Annotated in this window: 8 protein-coding genes; 6 read left to right on the plus strand and 2 right to left on the minus strand. The window is 57.3% G+C overall.

Annotated features, from left to right (window positions below; all coding sequences use genetic code 11):
* Nucleotides 1–1,373, plus strand: a 1,373-nt coding sequence (locus tag ABF859_RS02070) for a TonB-dependent receptor plug domain-containing protein (RefSeq protein WP_415525687.1), incomplete at its 5' end; no start/stop codon positions are given.
* A 77-nt stretch (nucleotides 1,374–1,450) separates the two neighbouring features.
* Here ABF859_RS02070 and ABF859_RS02075 read toward each other — a convergent pair.
* Entirely contained in the window at nucleotides 1,451–3,196 is a 1,746-nt protein-coding gene (locus ABF859_RS02075) for an oleate hydratase (protein ID WP_415525689.1), read from the minus strand.
* Between the two features lie 229 nt (nucleotides 3,197–3,425).
* Between ABF859_RS02075 and ABF859_RS02080 the strand changes: the two genes are divergently transcribed.
* The 3 genes from ABF859_RS02080 to ABF859_RS02090 all read left to right on the plus strand — a co-directional run bounded on the left by ABF859_RS02080 (nucleotide 3,426) and on the right by ABF859_RS02090 (nucleotide 5,203).
* Complete coding sequence (locus tag ABF859_RS02080) at nucleotides 3,426–4,085, plus strand: TetR/AcrR family transcriptional regulator (RefSeq protein WP_415525691.1); 660 nt, start codon at nucleotides 3,426–3,428, stop codon at nucleotides 4,083–4,085.
* Nucleotides 4,078–4,416: a DoxX family protein gene (locus ABF859_RS02085; RefSeq protein WP_415525693.1), complete on the plus strand. Its 339-nt coding sequence runs from the start codon at nucleotides 4,078–4,080 to the stop codon at nucleotides 4,414–4,416. The genes ABF859_RS02080 and ABF859_RS02085 overlap by 8 nt, the downstream gene beginning before the upstream one ends.
* Nucleotides 4,417–4,477: 61 nt before the next feature.
* Entirely contained in the window at nucleotides 4,478–5,203 is a 726-nt protein-coding gene (locus ABF859_RS02090; RefSeq protein ID WP_415525695.1) for an SDR family NAD(P)-dependent oxidoreductase, read from the plus strand.
* Between the two features lie 75 nt (nucleotides 5,204–5,278).
* Here ABF859_RS02090 and ABF859_RS02095 read toward each other — a convergent pair whose 3' ends face one another.
* On the minus strand, nucleotides 5,279–12,838 hold the full coding sequence (locus ABF859_RS02095) for a GH36-type glycosyl hydrolase domain-containing protein (RefSeq protein WP_415525697.1): 7,560 nt from the start codon (nucleotides 12,836–12,838) through the stop codon (nucleotides 5,279–5,281).
* A 222-nt stretch (nucleotides 12,839–13,060) separates the two neighbouring features.
* Between ABF859_RS02095 and ABF859_RS02100 the strand changes: the two genes are divergently transcribed.
* Entirely contained in the window at nucleotides 13,061–13,447 is a 387-nt protein-coding gene (locus ABF859_RS02100; RefSeq protein ID WP_415525699.1) for a hypothetical protein, read from the plus strand.
* A gap of 918 nt (nucleotides 13,448–14,365) precedes the next feature.
* Nucleotides 14,366–16,690, plus strand: coding sequence for a TonB-dependent receptor (locus ABF859_RS02105; RefSeq protein WP_415525701.1), 2,325 nt, complete (start codon nucleotides 14,366–14,368; stop codon nucleotides 16,688–16,690).
* Nucleotides 16,691–16,721: the final 31 nt, after the last annotated feature.

The following is a 16,721-nucleotide window of genomic DNA, read 5'->3' on the forward strand; positions in this document are numbered from 1 at the left end:
GGAAATGGAATCACAGAGCAGACCTCAATACCAGGGGGTTTTTCGAACCCTCCACGTCCAATTTCAGGCTGGCCCAGTGGACGAACAATCTCGATTTCCGCCGGAACTTCAAGATCGCCAACGCAGTTCCCATGACCGTGGCTTTCGGTGGCGAACACCGTCTCGAGCAGTACACCATCCTGGCGGGCGAGCCTGCATCCTATGAATATGGTGGCACGTCGGCTCTGGCGGGTCTGACACCGCAGGATGCCGGAAAGTGGGATCGTGATGTCTGGGCTGCCTATCTGGATGGTGATTTCCATCTTCTGAAGAACTGGGATCTGGATTTCGCCGGACGTTTTGAGCACTACACGGACGTCGGCAACACCGAGAACGGCAAGGTCTCGACGCGGTACGACATCACCAAGCGGATCGGTCTGCGTGCGACGATCAGCAATGGTTTCCGTGCGCCGACGATGGCCGAACAGCATTACAGCGCCATCAATGTCGGTCCGACATCCGTGCTGGGTCTGCTGCCGGTTTCGTCCTCCGAAGCGCGTGCGACAGGTGCGTCTCCGCTCAAGCCGGAGCGTTCGACCAGTGCGACGGGCGGTATCGTTCTTGAGCCGGTTAACGGGTTTCATGTCGAGGCGGACGTCTATCAGATCAACATCCGTGACCGTGTTGTGCAGGGTGGTAACGTGACGGGTGCGGCGGCGATCTCGGCGCTGGAAGGAATGGGCGTTTCACTGCCCGCGCTGACGCAGTTGTCTGAAAACGCCGTGCAGACCTACTACTTCACGAACGGGGCCAGTACGCGGACACAGGGGCTGGATATCAAGGCGGATTACATGTTCCGCATGCACCGTTACGGCAACCTGAACCTGTCCATGGCGCTGGACCTGAACCGGACGCGCCTGTCGCATAACGGTATGTCGGCCACCGGATCGCCGCTTCTGAATGCGCAGAACATTGCCTATCTGACGACGGCCTATCCGCGCAGCAAGATCATTCTGAACGCCTTCTGGACGATCGGGAAATGGGACGTGAATGTGCGTCAGACCCGTTACGGCGAGACGACGGGCATGATGACGTATCAGGATTGGACCCCGACGGCTGCGATCTGCCCGATCGACGGCAAGCAGCTTCAGCAGTCCAGCAGCTGTTTCGCCCAGTTCAAGAATTCCCCGCGCTGGCTGACGGATCTTGAGATCGGCTATCGTGTGAATTCGCGCTGGCATGTGGCCGTGGGTGCGAACAACATTTTCAATGTCCGTCCCCGCAAGCTTTCGGGCGAGCTGAACCAGCTTGGTGCCAACCCTTATGATACCTTCTCGTCGCAGGTTCCGATGACGGGTGGTTATTATTACGGGCGTGTCAACTTCACGCTCTGAGGCCCGAGCTTTTTTCAGACCGAAGAAGACTTCCCTGTAACGGGGAAGTCTTTTTTGCTGGCGTGCTATCCTGATCTTCAGATCAGCCCGTAACGCTCCAGCAGATCATCGATTTCCGTTCCATCCGTCAGGCGACGGAGCATCCCGGACGCTGGAACCTTTTTCCCGTCCCGCAGTTCCGCGGCTGCCTGTAGCAGCATCCGGACGTCATAGATGCTGCCAAAAACCTCCGGGACGGCCCGGTCGATATCCAGCAGCGTATAGACCGCCTCCATTGCGGTGCGGACGGAATATTCTGTCGTAAACACTGTATCACGCGGCGTCTCGGCGAACTGTCCGAGAAAGGCGAGATTGACGCTGCCTGCCGGCACGACGTTCGGGCGATCTCCCGGAGAGCGGGGCATGAACTGTGCGGTGATGAACGGCATCATGCAGGGATGTGTGATCGCGCCCGTTGCCGCCATATCGTCGATCTCTCCGGGTGGCACCCCCATATGGAACAGCCATTCCCGCGTGATCTCCTCGCCGGTACAGTCCTGCATCGGTTTTTTCACGTAATTGCCCGCCACATCGCTGAACAGTCCGTAGAGCCACGCCACCATCTGCCCTTTTTTCTGCCCCTTGAAATGGGGCTGACGACTGACAACCCAGCTCATCAGCCACGCAGAATCCTGAATGGTGACCGGACCGCCCGTGACCGTGCGGCCGGAGAACGGGTCCCGGCCCGTTATCTTCTGAACCAGATCAGGAATACGTGCATCCAGCGTCGTGACCGTTGCGGATTCCCAGCGGGATGCTGTCGTATCGCCGCAGAAGACGTCCGGGTGCCCGAAAGCCGGATCCTGCGCCGCAATGTTGCGCCAGAGCTGCCAGACGCTTCCTTCCGTGATGGTGGTATCGATGGGGGCGGGCGTGCCGTGATCGCCCCAGCGGGAGTTCTCCACCATGGAGCCGTTGGTGACGAAAACCAGTTCGTCCGCACTGAGATCGACGCCTGATGCCGCACCGTTTGTCAGCCAGTCGATATGGGTCGCCACTTTTCTGCCGCCCGACGTATCGACCACGACGTTCGTCACTTTTACCCCATGACGAAACACGACTCCCTGCTCAGCCAGCCATGTCGCCAGTGGTTTGCTGAGGGATTCCTGCTGGTTGTATTTCGTGAATTTCAGCGTGTGCAGATCCTTCAGTCCAAGGATCTGATGGATGAAGCGGGCCAGGTAGCGCTTCATTTCAATCGCGCTGTGCCAGGTCTCGAAGGCGAACATCGATCGCCAGAACAGCCAGAAATTGGATGTCATGAAGTCATCGGACAGCATGTCACGGATGGTCTTGCCCGCAAGTTTCTCCTCATCCGCAAGAATGAGCGCAATGATCTCCCGCCGGGCCTTGCCGGTCAGCGTCAGATTATCCCGATTCGGCAGGGGGCGGCCATGCCCGCACATCGCGCGGACCGGGCTGCTGCTGGGGTCAGTCCGGTTGAGGCGGTAGAATTCATCGAGCACCGAAGCATCCGGGACTTCCAGCGAGGGGATGGAACGATACAGATCCCACAGGCACTGGAACTGCTCCTCCATCTCCCGACCGCCGCGGATCAGCCAGCCGGTTTCCGCGTTGCCAGCGCCATCCAGCGCTCCGCCGTCAGCATCCGATGCCTCAAGAATGGTGATCTTCGAAGGGGTCATGCCCGCATCGCGGATCAGAAACGCCGCCGCTGCCATGCCGCCCAGTCCGCCACCGATGATCCAGGCCGAGCGGCTGTCCATGTTTTCGGGCTTTGCGGGGCGGGCAAAGGCTTCGAAATTGCTATGGGCGTATCTCATGGCGCGTTGCGTCTTTCAGAGCCGGTCGCGGCCCAATCGATATGACGAAAAGAGAATCCTTCAGACCATAGCCGCCCTCATGGGGGCTGCTGTCGTTGATATGCGTCAACTTCACGAAGATGGCATTGTGGGCAGGCTGTCGCCCTTTTGCCCAGGGGGGCGCATCTCTTGTAATTGTGGTACGGTATAGTACCATACCGGATGATGTATGAAGGAGTTGTGTTCACGGATGATGGCCATCGATTCCCATCGGCCCGCGGTACAGGACAAAGGACTTCGGTCCAGAGGCAGTGAGCGGCTCAGAAAACTCACGGCCTCAGCCACCGAGCTTTTCCTTGAGCACGGTTATGAGGCGACCTCCATGGACATGCTGATCCAGAAGGTCGGGGGATCGCGTCGCAACATCTATGACCGTTTCGGTGGCAAGGAGGGGCTCTTTTTTGCCGTCATTGCGGAAGAATGCAGGAAACTGGCGGGGCCTCTGGAAAGCCTTACGCTGGAAGATGGTTGCGTCCGGCAGACATTGATGAAGTTTGGCACCGAAATCCTGCACATCATCAAACAGCCCCGGGTGCTTGAACTGCATCGTCTGATGATCGCTGAAGGCAAGCGGTTTCCCGAGCTTTCGCGGACCATCTGGTCTGCCGGTCATCATAACGCAAAAGCGGTTCTTGCCGCCTGGATCCAAAGGCAGCAGGAGCTGGGTCAACTTCGCTTAACCCTGGATCCCTCAGGGCTGGCTTACGCTTTCATCCACATGGTCACCGGGGAAGCCCAGTTGCAGTTGCTGAGTGGCGGCCCCTGCACGACCCAGGAACAGGACAGCAGCACGACTGCCCTGGCGGTTTCGCTTTTCCTTGCAGCGTCTCAGGAGACGGATCATGCGTAACGTTACAGGCAGACAGGTTCTGGCGTATGCCCTGGTGGGCTTCTTCATCATAGGAGCGGCCGGGAACATCATGGCGCCCAAGACCATCGCGGAAGAATATGCGCGATGGGGCTATCCGCACTGGTTCCATTATGTAACCGGCTGCCTTGAGCTGATCTCGGCCGTGCTCATGGCCCGGTCGGCAAGCCGGATCATCGGCAGCCTTCTTGCCAGTTGCATCATGGCATCAGCGGTCGCCACGGTGGTTTTCCACGGCGAATATTCTCACGCGATTGCGCCGCTCGTCGTGCTCGGTTTCCTGATGTTGTCTGTTTACCTTAACCGGAAATGACGGATGCGTGCCGACCGGCTCGCCAGAGAACGTTTCAACAATGATATTTGAGAGGTTATCCATGACCGAGCTTCAACCGATCGCACTCGTCAGTGGGGCAACACGTGGGATTGGCCGTGCCATTGCGCAGGGTCTTGCCCGGCAGGGGGTAAAGGTCCTGCTGGGGGCCCGCAATCCTGAGACCGGCCGGGAGGTCGCAGCACAGATCAGCACGCCCGAGGCGGCGGTGGAGGCTGTTGAACTGGATACGACCCGGCAGGAAACCATCGACCGTCTGGCAGAGTTGATCGGCACGAAATATGGCCAGCTGGATATCCTGGTGAACAATGCCGGCATCAGCCTGGACTTCTATCCGGAACTTTCGGTGCGGGAGAAACTCTCCAGAACGCTCGAAACGAATGTTGTCGGCACGGCAGCGCTCACTGACGCGATGATCCCGCTGCTTGAGAAGTCCTCCCATGGGCGGATTGTCAACGTATCGTCCGTTCTGGCTTCGTTTGCGAGCCGGGAACAGGCGGACTGGATTTACAAGGACGTCGCCATGCCGACCTATCAGGCGTCCAAGGCCGCAGTGAATTCCCTGACGCTCAGCTATGCAAAACTGCTGGCCGACAAAAACATCAAGGTGAACGGGATCTGCCCCGGCCTGACCGCAACGGATGCGACCAATCATTATGGTGATCGCAAACCCGATCAGGCCGCGAAGATTGCCATCCAGTATGCACTTCTGGACGATGACGGGCCGACAGGAACCTTTGTCAACGAGGATGGCGCCCTGAACTGGTAAACACGGGGTATCGGGTCTGGCCCTCCCCGTGCAGTCGGGACACAGACGGATTTTCCGATAGGGGACGGCAAGCCCTCAATCCGCTGGATTGAGGGCTGTGGATCTTCTGAGCGTGCACTCTACACGATGCGTCAGGCCGTCATCTTCCATGAAGATCGGCTGGTTCGTGGGGACGGGCCTGCCGTCGAGCACCATGGAGACATCTCCGTGGCAGACGTAGTCAGGATTTTCTACGTGCACATGATATTCCGCTGTTTTCCAGCGCAGCCGGACTTCATAGGATGGCCATCCCGAAGGAATGTGCGGATTGATGGACAGTCTGTTCTCTTCAACCTGCACACCCAGTAAGGTTTCAATCCCGATACGTTGCATCCATCCTGCCGATCCGGTGTACCAGGACCAGCCACCCCGGCCGACATGCTGGCTGGAGGAATAGACGTCCGCAACAACAGCATAGGGTTCGACCCTGTAGCGGTCTGCCGCTTTCCTGTCCCGGGAATGATGAACGGGATTGAGCGTGGAAAACATCTCATGAGCCGCGTCGCCTTTCCCGAGAAGGGCCGTTGCCATGACCGTCCAGAGGGCTGCGTGAGTATATTGACCGCCGTTTTCCCGGATACCGGCAGGGTAACCCCGGATATAACCGGGATCGGGTTCCGAGGTCTCAAAGGGTGGCGTCAGGACCATGATGATCTCCCGCTTCAGGTCAACGAGCTGTTCCTGAACGGACTGCATGGCCTTTTCCGCGCGCCCGGGAGAGCCGGCTGCCGAAATCACCGCCCAGGACTGGGCAATGGCATCGATGCGCCCTTCGCTGTTCGCACTGCTGCCCAGAGGGCTCCCGTCATCGAAATAGGCGCGTCGGTACCAGGCACCGTCCCAGGCTGATTCCAGGGCGGTTTCAAGATCCTTCATGACACGCGTCCACTTCATGACGTGTTCCGTGTCCTGCCGGGCCTGCGCCAGGGGCAGAAATGCCTCCAGCGTGGCGTGTATGAACCATCCCAGCCAGACACTTTCGCCCCGTCCGGCTTCGCCAACACGGTTCATGCCATCATTCCAGTCCCCGGTTCCCATCAAGGGCAGGCCATGCGTTCCTCTCCGCAGGCTGTGATCGAGCGCAAGAACACAGTGGGAATAGAGGGATGCTGTTTCGTCCGTAATGTCTGGCTGAAGAAAGCGTTCATGCTCTCCTTCCGCCAGCACAGGCGCTTCGAGGAAGGGAATCTCCTCATCCAGAACAGCCCTGTCACCGCTGACACGGACGTACTGCGCGACCGTGTAGGCAAGCCAGGCACAGTCGTCAGAGATCCTCGTGCGGACACCATTCCCCTTCTGGGGGAGCCACCAGTGTTGCACGTCTCCTTCCGGAAACTGCCGGGATGCCGCGCGCAGAAGATGCTCCCGTACCAATTGAGGCGCGGCCAGAACGAGAGACATGCCGTCCTGAAGCTGATCCCGGAATCCGTAGGCACCGCTGGCCTGGTAAAAGCCTGCGCGTGCCCAGATGCGGCTGGAGAGGGACTGATACAGCAGCCAGCCATTCAGCATGACATCCATCGCGCGGTCAGGGGTTGTGACCTGTATGTTTCCCGTAATTCTTTCCCATCCACGACGGACATCATCCAGAACCATGTCCAGATTTGCCGTTCTGTAGCGCCGGATGATCTGACGGGTCTGCTCGACATCCCGCCCCTGACCCAGAAGAAAGACGATCTCGGTGCTTTCTCCCGGTTCGAGCGTAATGACAGTCTGCAAAGCGGCGCAGGGATCAACGCCCGCACCGACGATCCCTCCGAGCGGCCCTCCGCGAACAATGGCTCCGGGTGCGGACAGGTTGCCATTCCGGCCGATGAATGTGCTTCTGTCATCCGTAACCGAGGTCTGCTGACCTGAAAGATCAGCAAATGCGATGTATTCACCAAATGTCTCGCCCCATTTATTCCGTGCAAAGAGGGCGGCTGTGTCGGGATCCTGTTCAGTGAAGATAAAGGGGGACGTCGTGCCGCGGGACTGTCCGAGAACCCATTCGGCATACACGGTGGCTCTGAGAATACGGGGCCGGGAGGATGTGTTGGTCAGTTTCAGTCTGGAAATCCTGACCGGATCTTCAGGCGGCACATAGTGCAGCAGGGTCGAGGCAATCTCGTTGGCATGACGGTCAAACTGACTGTACCCGCGCCCATGCCGGCAGACATAAACGGCATTCTCGTCCGGGCAGACGGCGGCCAGCGGGGACCAGAACTGCCGGCTTTCCTCATCGCACAGGTAAAATGCCTCACCGGTCGGATTGATGACCGGGTCATTTGACCATGGTGTGAGCTGGTTTTCCTTGCTGTTCTGGGACCATGTGTAGCTGCTGCCTTCCGCTGAGACCTGAAAGCCGAAATGCGGACTGGAAACGACATTGACCCACGGGGCCGGAGTACGGGTCCTGCCACGTGTTATGATGGCATATTCCCGTCCGTCAGATGTGAAGCCGCCATATCCGTTTGTCAGTTCAAGCTGGGGTAATGTCAGGGTTTCGTGGGGCCCGTGATAGGGTTTGCAGGGATGTGGAGCGCCCTGCACGGCTTTTGCACGCTGCACCATTTCGATGTGGGTTATCTGGTGTTGCAGGTTGCCGCCCTTTCCCGTCAGAACGACAGCGGAGACCGAGAACAGAAGATTCCTGACGGTTTCGGACATCAGCGTGCCGCGTAGAAGGCGGATGGTTCCTGTCTCTCCGGATGAGCGGACAAGCGCTTCGAGAGCGTGCTGCACGTCCTGGGCATAAGAGGTCGGATGATCGTTCAGGATGACGAGATCAAACGCCAGACCTTTGAAGTTCAGATACCCATGGGCGGTGAGGAGGGTTCGGGCGAGATCGAAATCCTCGCTTTCGGTCACGACCAGCAGCAGGATCGGCAGATCACCGGAAACTCCCTGTCCCCACAGGTCCGCCTGCCTGCCCGCACCCTGTTTTATCCGTGCAGCCGAAGAGCGCAGGGCGGGTCCGGGAAACAGGAGATAGCCTGCAAGCTGTTGAAACAGGTCTGCCTGTATCGGCTGGATGTCGAGATGCCGCAAATGAACCTGGGCATGGGTCCATGCCAGGGTCAGAGCCCGATCAAGGTCTGCTTCATTCTGATGGCGTTCAATGCTCTGTATGAGCGTTTCACGTGTCGAGGCCACAATCGTCCAGAATGAGACATGCCGGGAGGAACGCGCAGGCATTGTCAGCCTGCACCGGGCGGAGAAAATAGGGTCCAGAACGGTCCCGGTTGATCCGGAGATCGGCCCTGTCCCGATCAATGCAGCCGGTTCGCGTAAATCCCGGCCGCGACCGATGAATCTGGAACGGTCCGTCTCTATGGAAAGATGACTGCCCCCGACAATCAGATGCGCGGCCCAGATCTCGGGATCAGACGGATTTCTTTTTCTCCGTGTCGCGAGGATCGCCCTGTAGCTGGAGAGATACTCCGTCTGGACAAACATCTTGGCAAAGGCCGGATGGCTTATGTCCATGCCAGGCGGGCACAAGGCAAGTTCCACATAAGAGGTGACATCGATCTCGAGTGTGGACGTGCTGGAGTTGCTGACTGAAATGCGTCGGAGTTCCGCGTCGTCTTCGGCCGAAACCAGAACTTCCATTGTCGTCGTCAGCCTGTTGTCCTGACGCGTATACGTCGCGCGATCTTCCCGGAATTCGACATCATAGGCTTCAGCCTCAATGCCGGAAGGCTGCAGTCCCGCAGTCCAGAAGCGAGGGTTTCCGGTATTCTGCAGGTAGATGTAGTTTCCCCAGTTGTCGCATGTCGGGTCCGGCCTCCATCGCGTTACGGCCTGTTGGCCCCATCTGCTGTATCCTGAGCCTGCGGCCGTCAGCATCACGCTATACCGTCCGTTTGAAAGAAGATGAGCGACAGGGGAAGTTGTGTGGGCCGTGCGCAGATGGCGACCGCCGGACTGTACCTGTACGGTCAGCGCAGTGGGGGCAAACTCTTCTTCTTTCAGCGGCGTTGTGATGGCCCCTCCCGTCGGGGCACGTTCCTGAAGCAGGAGTTCTGCCGCACCAATAATGGGTTCGGCGTGGAAGCGTGAGCGCATGAGCCCTTTCAGGACCGTGTCAGCGATTGCGAGAATGGACATGCCCTGATGATGGGCCATGTAGGAATGAATGATCGCGACGGACTGCTCGGGTTGCAGGCGGGCTTTCGTATAGTCCAGAGCTTCATAAAATCCGTAGGTTCCCTGGGCTCCTGCCTCCTGCAGGGCCCGGAAATTTTCCGTGGCCAACCGTGCGTCCACCATCGTGGCCAGGGCCGTGGCATAAGGAGCGATTACCAGATCCTGTGCCAGCCCTCTTTTCATTCCCAGTCCGGGAACGCCAAAATCGGAGTACTGATAGTTGTATTCCAGGTCCCGGGCATTATAGGCAGATTCTGATATGCCCCAGGGGACACCCCGGAACTGGCCATATTCGACCTGACGGCGAACAATCTGACGGCTGGTTTCTTCCAGAAGACTGTCGAATGGCGCGGCCATGATCAGGGATGGCATGAGATATTCGAACATGGATCCCGACCAGGAGACCAGAGCCTCGCCGTGGGCAACGGCGGCGAGGGGTCTTCCCAGACGAAACCATTCCCGTGCCTGAATATCGCCTTTCGCGATGGCGAAGAAGACAGCCAGCCGCGCTTCCGAAGCCAGCAGGTCGTAGCAGTTGTCGTCCAGAATGCCTTCATTCACGACAAAACCGATCGAAAGCAGTTTCCGGTCGGGATTTCTCAGGAAGGCGAACTCCATGTCCAGCGCCAGGGTCCGTGCGTTCTGTGCAATCCTGTTGAGTTCTTCGTGCAGTGACGCATTGACCTCAAGATCCTTGCGTTCACTCCGGATGCAGTTCTGCGCGGCCTGGAGCCAGAAGAGAAGGTTCTCGACGCCGGTCGTCACAGGCGTAGTTTTGTCCGCACTTCCTGCCAAAGCGCGTCTTTGCAGAAGATGCGACAGTTCTTCCGCCTGACTGACAAGCATCTGCACCCTGTAGGCGAGCGTGATCTGGCTTGCATGGCCGTCTTTCATGTCCTGAAGGAGGGTCTCTATGAGTTGCGCCAGTTCGGAAGAGCGGAAATTACCGCTTGCCGATGTCGCTTCCTCGAACGCCAGATTCAAAGCGTCACGGACACCCTCTCTCCAGGTGTCGGATTTTCTTCCTTTCTGGATCCATTCTTCACAGGCGCAGGCCAGTGTAATCAGATGGCCTGCAAGATTGCCGCTATCAACCGTGGAGACGTAGATAGGGGGCAGCGGAGCAAGATCAGCGGTATTGTACCAGTTATAGAAATGCCCTCTGAAGCGGGGAAGCTTCAGCATTGTTCCTAGCGTGTCACTCAGACGCGACGTGGCATCACTTACCCCGATCCATCCAAAATCGCAGGCAGCGACGATGGAGAGGAGGTAAAGTCCCATATTGGTCGGAGATGTGCGGCGCGCGACGAGAGGCGCGGGGGTCTCCTGAAAATTGTCCGGCGGAAGCATGTGATCTGCGGCAGAGACGAATGTCTCGAAATACCGCCATGTCCGCCGTGCCTGCATGCGCATGAAAACAAGCTCGGCATCCGTTGCCTCAAGTCTGCGGGCGGAGGCGCGGTACTGGCTTACTTTCCAGGCGATCGCCGGGGACAGGCACCAGGTCAAGGCAAAGGGGAGAATGATCAGCCAGACACGAGGGGCCGCCACGAACATGACGCCAAACGCAAGAAGACCAATCACAACCGCGCCGCCCATCTGGCGGAAATATCCCTGGATCTGCTCGCGTGGAGCTTCAGTGGCCTGAGCGGCCGTGACCCATTGCAGGAGATGTTTCCGGGTTACGAAAACGCGCGCCAGTGTGCGGATAATGGCGTCTCCCATCAGGCAGGCCTGATCCGCCAGGAATGCAAAGCACAGGGCAGTCGTCAGGGCAGTCCGCTTGAAGTCAACGGCAAGAAGAGAAAAATAGCTCCGGAAAGTCTCTCCTCTTCTTTGCCGGATCATATCAACGAGAAGGGGGAGCGCTGCGGGAATTGCGAGCGTCGAAACAATGCAGAAACTCCAGACCACTGCATTATGAAGCCCGAGAAACCAGCCTGCAAAAAGCGCCGCTACGGCCATTGGGGCTGAAAGACTGCGCCGCAGGTTATCCAGCATCTTCCAGCGCGCAATGCCGGTGAGAGGGCGTGTCTTGATGCGAATGGTCGGGAAATGACCCATCCATGAAAAGATCCAGGGAAGAAGCTGCCAGTCTCCACGGACCCAGCGGTTCAGTCGCGTAACCGAGACCAGATAGTCCGTCGGGTATTCCTCGATGACTTCGATGTCTGTGACGAGACCCGTTCGTGCAAAGACGCCTTCGAAAAGATCATGGCTCAGAAGCGTTCCCTCAGGAACCCGACCCGCCAGTGCGGCTTCAAAAGAGTCGATTTCGTAAATACCTTTCCCCGCAAACGACCCTTCGGCAAACATGTCCTGATACAGGTCGGATACGGCAGCCGTATAAGGTTCTATGCCATTGGGACTTGAGAAAACCCGCTGGAAAAGAGTGCTCTGTCGTGCTTCGGGTAATGATGGCGTGACACGGGGCTGAAGGATTGCATATCCCTCCACAACGCGTCCTTCGTCCGGATCAAAACGGGCTGTGTTGAGGGGATGGGCAATCTTTGCGATCAGACGCCTGACAACCTCATGGGGAAGACGTGTGTCGGAATCCACGGTCACGACATACCGGACATCCTGAGGAATATTCTGCCCCGCCAGATCGAGAAAACTGGTATCAACCGCGCCGCGAAGAAGGCGGTTCAGTTCATGCAGTTTGCCGCGCTTGCGCTCCCATCCGATCCATTTTCCTTCACTTGTGCTCCACAGACGCCTGCGGTGAAGCAGAAGAAATCTTGTTCCGGCCGGTCCTGTTCCGTAAGTCTGATTCAGGCGGGCAATTTCCCGCGTGACCACTTCAAGGAGTTCCTGATCGCCTTTGCGGGTTTCTGTGGAGGAATCGGTCCAGTCGGTCAGAAGTGCGAAATAGATTTCGCCATCCCGGCTGGCGAGATAGTGTTTTTCAAGACGTTTCACCATGGAGACGATCGATGACCGCCTTGTCAGAAGGGTCGGTACGACCACCATGGTCCGGAGACTGGCAGGGACGCCTCCCTTGAGTTCGAGCGCGGGAAGCTCTGACACCCTGATGGCCCACATCAGGAAACGGTTTACCGCGGCAACAACACAATCGGTGGCGGGAATAAATCCCAGAACAATCAGGATGAAAGCAGCGCGACCTGACAGGTCGCTCCTCATGAAGGACAGAAAGGCTGCCAGAAGCAGAAGCGTCAGTAACGTAACAGCCAGACTGTATCCCGTTATGCCAAGGCGGCGGGACACCTGTCCGATCTGTACGCGCAGAGGTGCCCGGAACTTCAGTTCCGCTTCAAGCCAGGGACGCCCTTCCGCCAGAAGATAATATCCAGGGTCTGAGCGACGGGGATCAGAATTGGCCTCACTCCGCGCATGTGCTGCGAGAGATGTGACCTTTTTTGCGATTTCGCATTCCGTATGGCGGGACCCTTTTGCGAGAGCCTCAATAGCCTTGGTGTACAGATTTCGTGTGGGAAGATCCATTTCAGAAAATCTGTCATTGCCATAAAGTATATGGCTTACGGTGCTTGTCTTTTCAAAGATCTCGTTCCAGTCAAGCATTGCCGTCAGGCGCATGCTTGTAATGATGTTTTTGATTGAGGCGCTAAGAATGCTTTGTTCTTGCAGTTCTTCGGAAACGACCTGCTCCAGATTTGTTCCCTTTTCCTGCAATATTCCCTCCAGCCACAGAAAAGCCGGATCCTTTTGTGGATCACGCCCCTTCAGGCGATGCGCAAACTGGACAAGGAACGCCGGGCCCAGTTTTTCCGTGTCTATTTTGGAAAGGGTACGGAGTATTTTCGTATTGTTGCTCCGGACATCCAGAAGAACCGTATCCGCAAGACTATTGGCCTGCTTCTGGTCCTGCAGGTTCTGACAGATTTTTTCAGCTACGCGCCGAAGGTTCTCGATCAGGACTATTCTGATCTGGGCAGGGATGGCCCAGAGCTCCCTGATCAGGAGAGGCCTGTTTTTCTGATAGGCGTTCAGGAACTGGCAGAGTGTTTTCGGGTCAATATGGCTGTCCGTATGAGCCACCAGCGCCCAGGCTATTTCGAAGACCCGGGGCAGCCCGGAAAAGGGGCCGTCTGAAAGTTCGGGGAGTTCTTTGTAGTATTTGGGCGGAAGGTCAAATTTTATTTTCTGTATCTGTGCATTCATCAGATAATAATTGTCGATCAGCCATCTCCCAGCAGGTGTGATTTCTTCACCATTTTCAGAAGATTTCGATAAAATGATGTTTGCTTCCAGGAGAACCTTGGCATTATCACTCAACCGGTCCGGCAGTGTATGATTATTCTTTGACAGAATAATCTCTCCATGCGCTGCCGACAGACTTTGTGCATGCTGCAAAAGTCGATCCTCACTGAAAAGATCAGCGCGAATGATCTTTCCATCATGAAGTCGAAACGAATTGGCGGCAATTTTACTGAAAAAATTGGCCATTTCCGGGTTTCCTTTAGGCGGACAGAATCCGTCAGTTGAGTGTTTGTTTGGAAAAATTTTCCAGATAAGTAATTCAATGAATAATTGAAATGTATATTGCAGTTATAGCACCACAATTTCTTGAGCCGATAACGTGTGAAAGGAAGAATGGTTACCAGTCGCGCAAAATTTTTCAGCACGAGAGGGTAAGCTTCAGAGCGGTATAAAGGCGCGCTTGGTCTGGAGCGCGTCATCAGGACATGGCGGTGGTTTCGAGGTGGGGCGATGGATCGCGGGACTGTTTCGGCAGCCCGTTCCTGAGCAGCTCCGGTTTCCCCCAGCGCCGTGGAGGGACAGCAAAGTAACAACATGATTATCACACAATTTGTTAATGAGAATTATTTGCATTATCATCGGGGATGAGGAAAACAGGGCTCAGTCAGAACGTCGCGACGGTTTTTCTAAAGGCGGATCGTGTGGGCGCAGCTTGAAACCAGCGCGTTTCAGCCGCAGGCACCGCGGTCCCATCCGGACCAGCCAGAAGCCGTTGGAGGATCTGTGAAGTTTCCAGAGTTCAGGTGTTGCATGCCTTCAGAAAACGATTTTTCGCTCTCTTCGCCTTCGGGCACATCTTTCGGCTTTTCCAAGGATGGTTCGGGTCAGAAATGGTCGGCCCTCGTCATGCTGGCACTTGGGGCCGGGCTGGGTATTGTGGAAGCCGGGGACGCCGAAGCGCAGGACGGAACGGACACTGCAGGCACGACCGTCCCGGACAGCACGATCAACCTGTCCGCCGTGCGTGTTCACGGGCAGGTGGATGCTGACAGCAGCAATACGAACAACACCTCTCTCGACATCGGCCGGATGCCGGGCACGGTTCGCGACACGCCGCAGACCATCAGCGTCGTGCCCAAGGATCTGATTCTCCAGCAGCGTCTGTTCACGCTGGATCAGGCCCTGGCCAATGTTCCGGGCATCACAATGTCTACGGGCGAGGGCAACGGGGGTCTGAACGGGGACCAGTTTCGCATCCGCGGCCAGCAGGCACGGGGCGATATTTACGAAGATGGCCTTCGGGATTTCGGAACCTATGTCCGTGACACGTTCAATACCGAAAGCGTGGAGGTCATCAAGGGGCCGAGCGGCCAGTATTTCGGTGCGGGCAATGTGGGCGGCGTGATCAACCAGACGCTCAAGAAGGCGCATTTGGGTAATCATTACGATCTGGACCAGACGATTGCCAGCGGCATGCAGTATCGCGGCGCGGCCGACGTGAACTACCAGCTTGGCAAGCACACGGCCCTGCGCGTCAACGGCATGTACAACAAGCAGGACGTGGCGGATCGCGACAACATCCGGACGGATCGGTATGGCGTGGCCGCCGATCTGGGTTTCGGTCTGGGGACGAAGACGACCTATCACCTGAATTATCAGTGGCTCGGCAGTCGTGGCGCGCCGGATTACGGTGTTCCCATGATCCAGCTTGGCGGAATCTATTCGCCGATCACGAGCCATGGTCTGAACCGCGATACGACTTATGTGCGCAGCTTCAACATGGACCGCTCGAACATTCACATGGCGACGTCGAAGTTTTCGTCAGAAATCGCGCGCTGGCTGACGTTCAACAATGATACGCGCTTTACGCACTATCATCGTGACTATTCCGCAACGACGCCCAGTGCCTGCACCGGAGATTGTGTCACGTCGTTCCTTGCGGGCGGAAATCCGACGCTGCCTTACGGTGCGGGCGGCGGGGTGGCCTATAATCAGGACGGCTGGGGGATCCAGAATGTCATGATGGCGCGGGTGAAGTTCAGAACGGGTTTCCTGCGCCACGACATCAGCACGGGTGTGGACATCAGTTACACCAAGGATGACCGGATCATGGGAACATACGTGAACCGGCACAACGACCAGAGCCTGCGCAATCCGTACTATACTTCACCGGGCACTTACATCACCTGGCCGTCTTCGGGACACCGGACGGCAGATTTCCGGGATCTGGGTCTCTTCTTCGCGGACAGGATCCATATCACGAAGCGGCTGTCCCTGTTCGGGACGTTCCGCTGGGACAGTTACGAGAGCACCTACTGGAGCGCGGCAGCAGCGTCTGCGGGCGTGCAGTCCCAGTCATCCAACCGGTTCAGCCCGTCTGCGAGCCTGATGTATGACGTGGATGACAGCAAGACCGTCTATTTCACGTTCTCACGGTCCTACAAGCCGGTCGGTACGGATGTGTCGTCGCAGGTTACCAGTCAGGCGACCTCGGCCGATGTCACGTCCAATGGACGGGATCTCAAGCCGCAGCGGAGCGATCTGTTCGAAGTCGGCACCAAGATGGACTTCCTCAACAAGCATCTGGGCATGACGGCGGCGCTGTATCAGATCGAGCAGAACAACTCCTATACCTACGACGAGAGCGGAAACGTCATTACCGGCTTCCAGGATGCGGGAACCGGGCGTGAGATCCGGGGGGCGGAGCTGAGCCTCACGGGCAAGATCACGAAGGACTGGGAAATCTACGCGGCCTATTCCTACATGGGCGGCAAGGTTACGAATGCCACGACGACACAGGGCAAGCAGGCACCGCAGCTTCCGCACAACAACTTCTCGGTCTGGAGCACCTACGACCTGTCGTCTCTGCTGCTCAAGCCGGGGCAGGGCAGGCTGACGGCTGGCGGGGGCGCACAGTACAGTTCCGGGTACTGGGCGAACGAGGCGAACACGGCCCGCATGCCCTACAACTTCTCGCTGAATACCATGATTTCCTACCAGTACGGCCGGTATCATGTGCAGTTCAACGCCAATAACCTGTCCGATCATCTGAACTATGCCTCGGCCTTCAATACGGGACGTGCCGTGCCGCAGTCCGGCCGGACGTTCATGGGCAATTTCGGCATCGGTTTCTGATCAGGCCGCATATCCTGAAAATCCCCGGTCT

The organism is Gluconobacter sp. (assembly GCF_047722525.1).
In the GTDB taxonomy this organism is placed as follows: Bacteria; Pseudomonadota; Alphaproteobacteria; order Acetobacterales; family Acetobacteraceae; genus Gluconobacter.

Bases quoted from the DNA above. Each gene is read 5' to 3' on its own strand.
- ABF859_RS02075 (WP_415525689.1), bottom strand. From the start codon at position 3,196: ATGAGATACGCCCATAGCAATTTCGAAGCCTTTGCCCGCCCCGCAAAG.
- ABF859_RS02080 (WP_415525691.1), top strand. From the start codon at position 3,426: ATGATGGCCATCGATTCCCATCGGCCCGCGGTACAGGACAAAGGACTT.
- ABF859_RS02085 (WP_415525693.1), top strand. From the start codon at position 4,078: ATGCGTAACGTTACAGGCAGACAGGTTCTGGCGTATGCCCTGGTGGGC.
- ABF859_RS02090 (WP_415525695.1), top strand. From the start codon at position 4,478: ATGACCGAGCTTCAACCGATCGCACTCGTCAGTGGGGCAACACGTGGG.
- ABF859_RS02095 (WP_415525697.1), bottom strand. From the start codon at position 12,838: ATGGATCTTCCCACACGAAATCTGTACACCAAGGCTATTGAGGCTCTC.
- ABF859_RS02105 (WP_415525701.1), top strand. From the start codon at position 14,366: ATGCCTTCAGAAAACGATTTTTCGCTCTCTTCGCCTTCGGGCACATCT.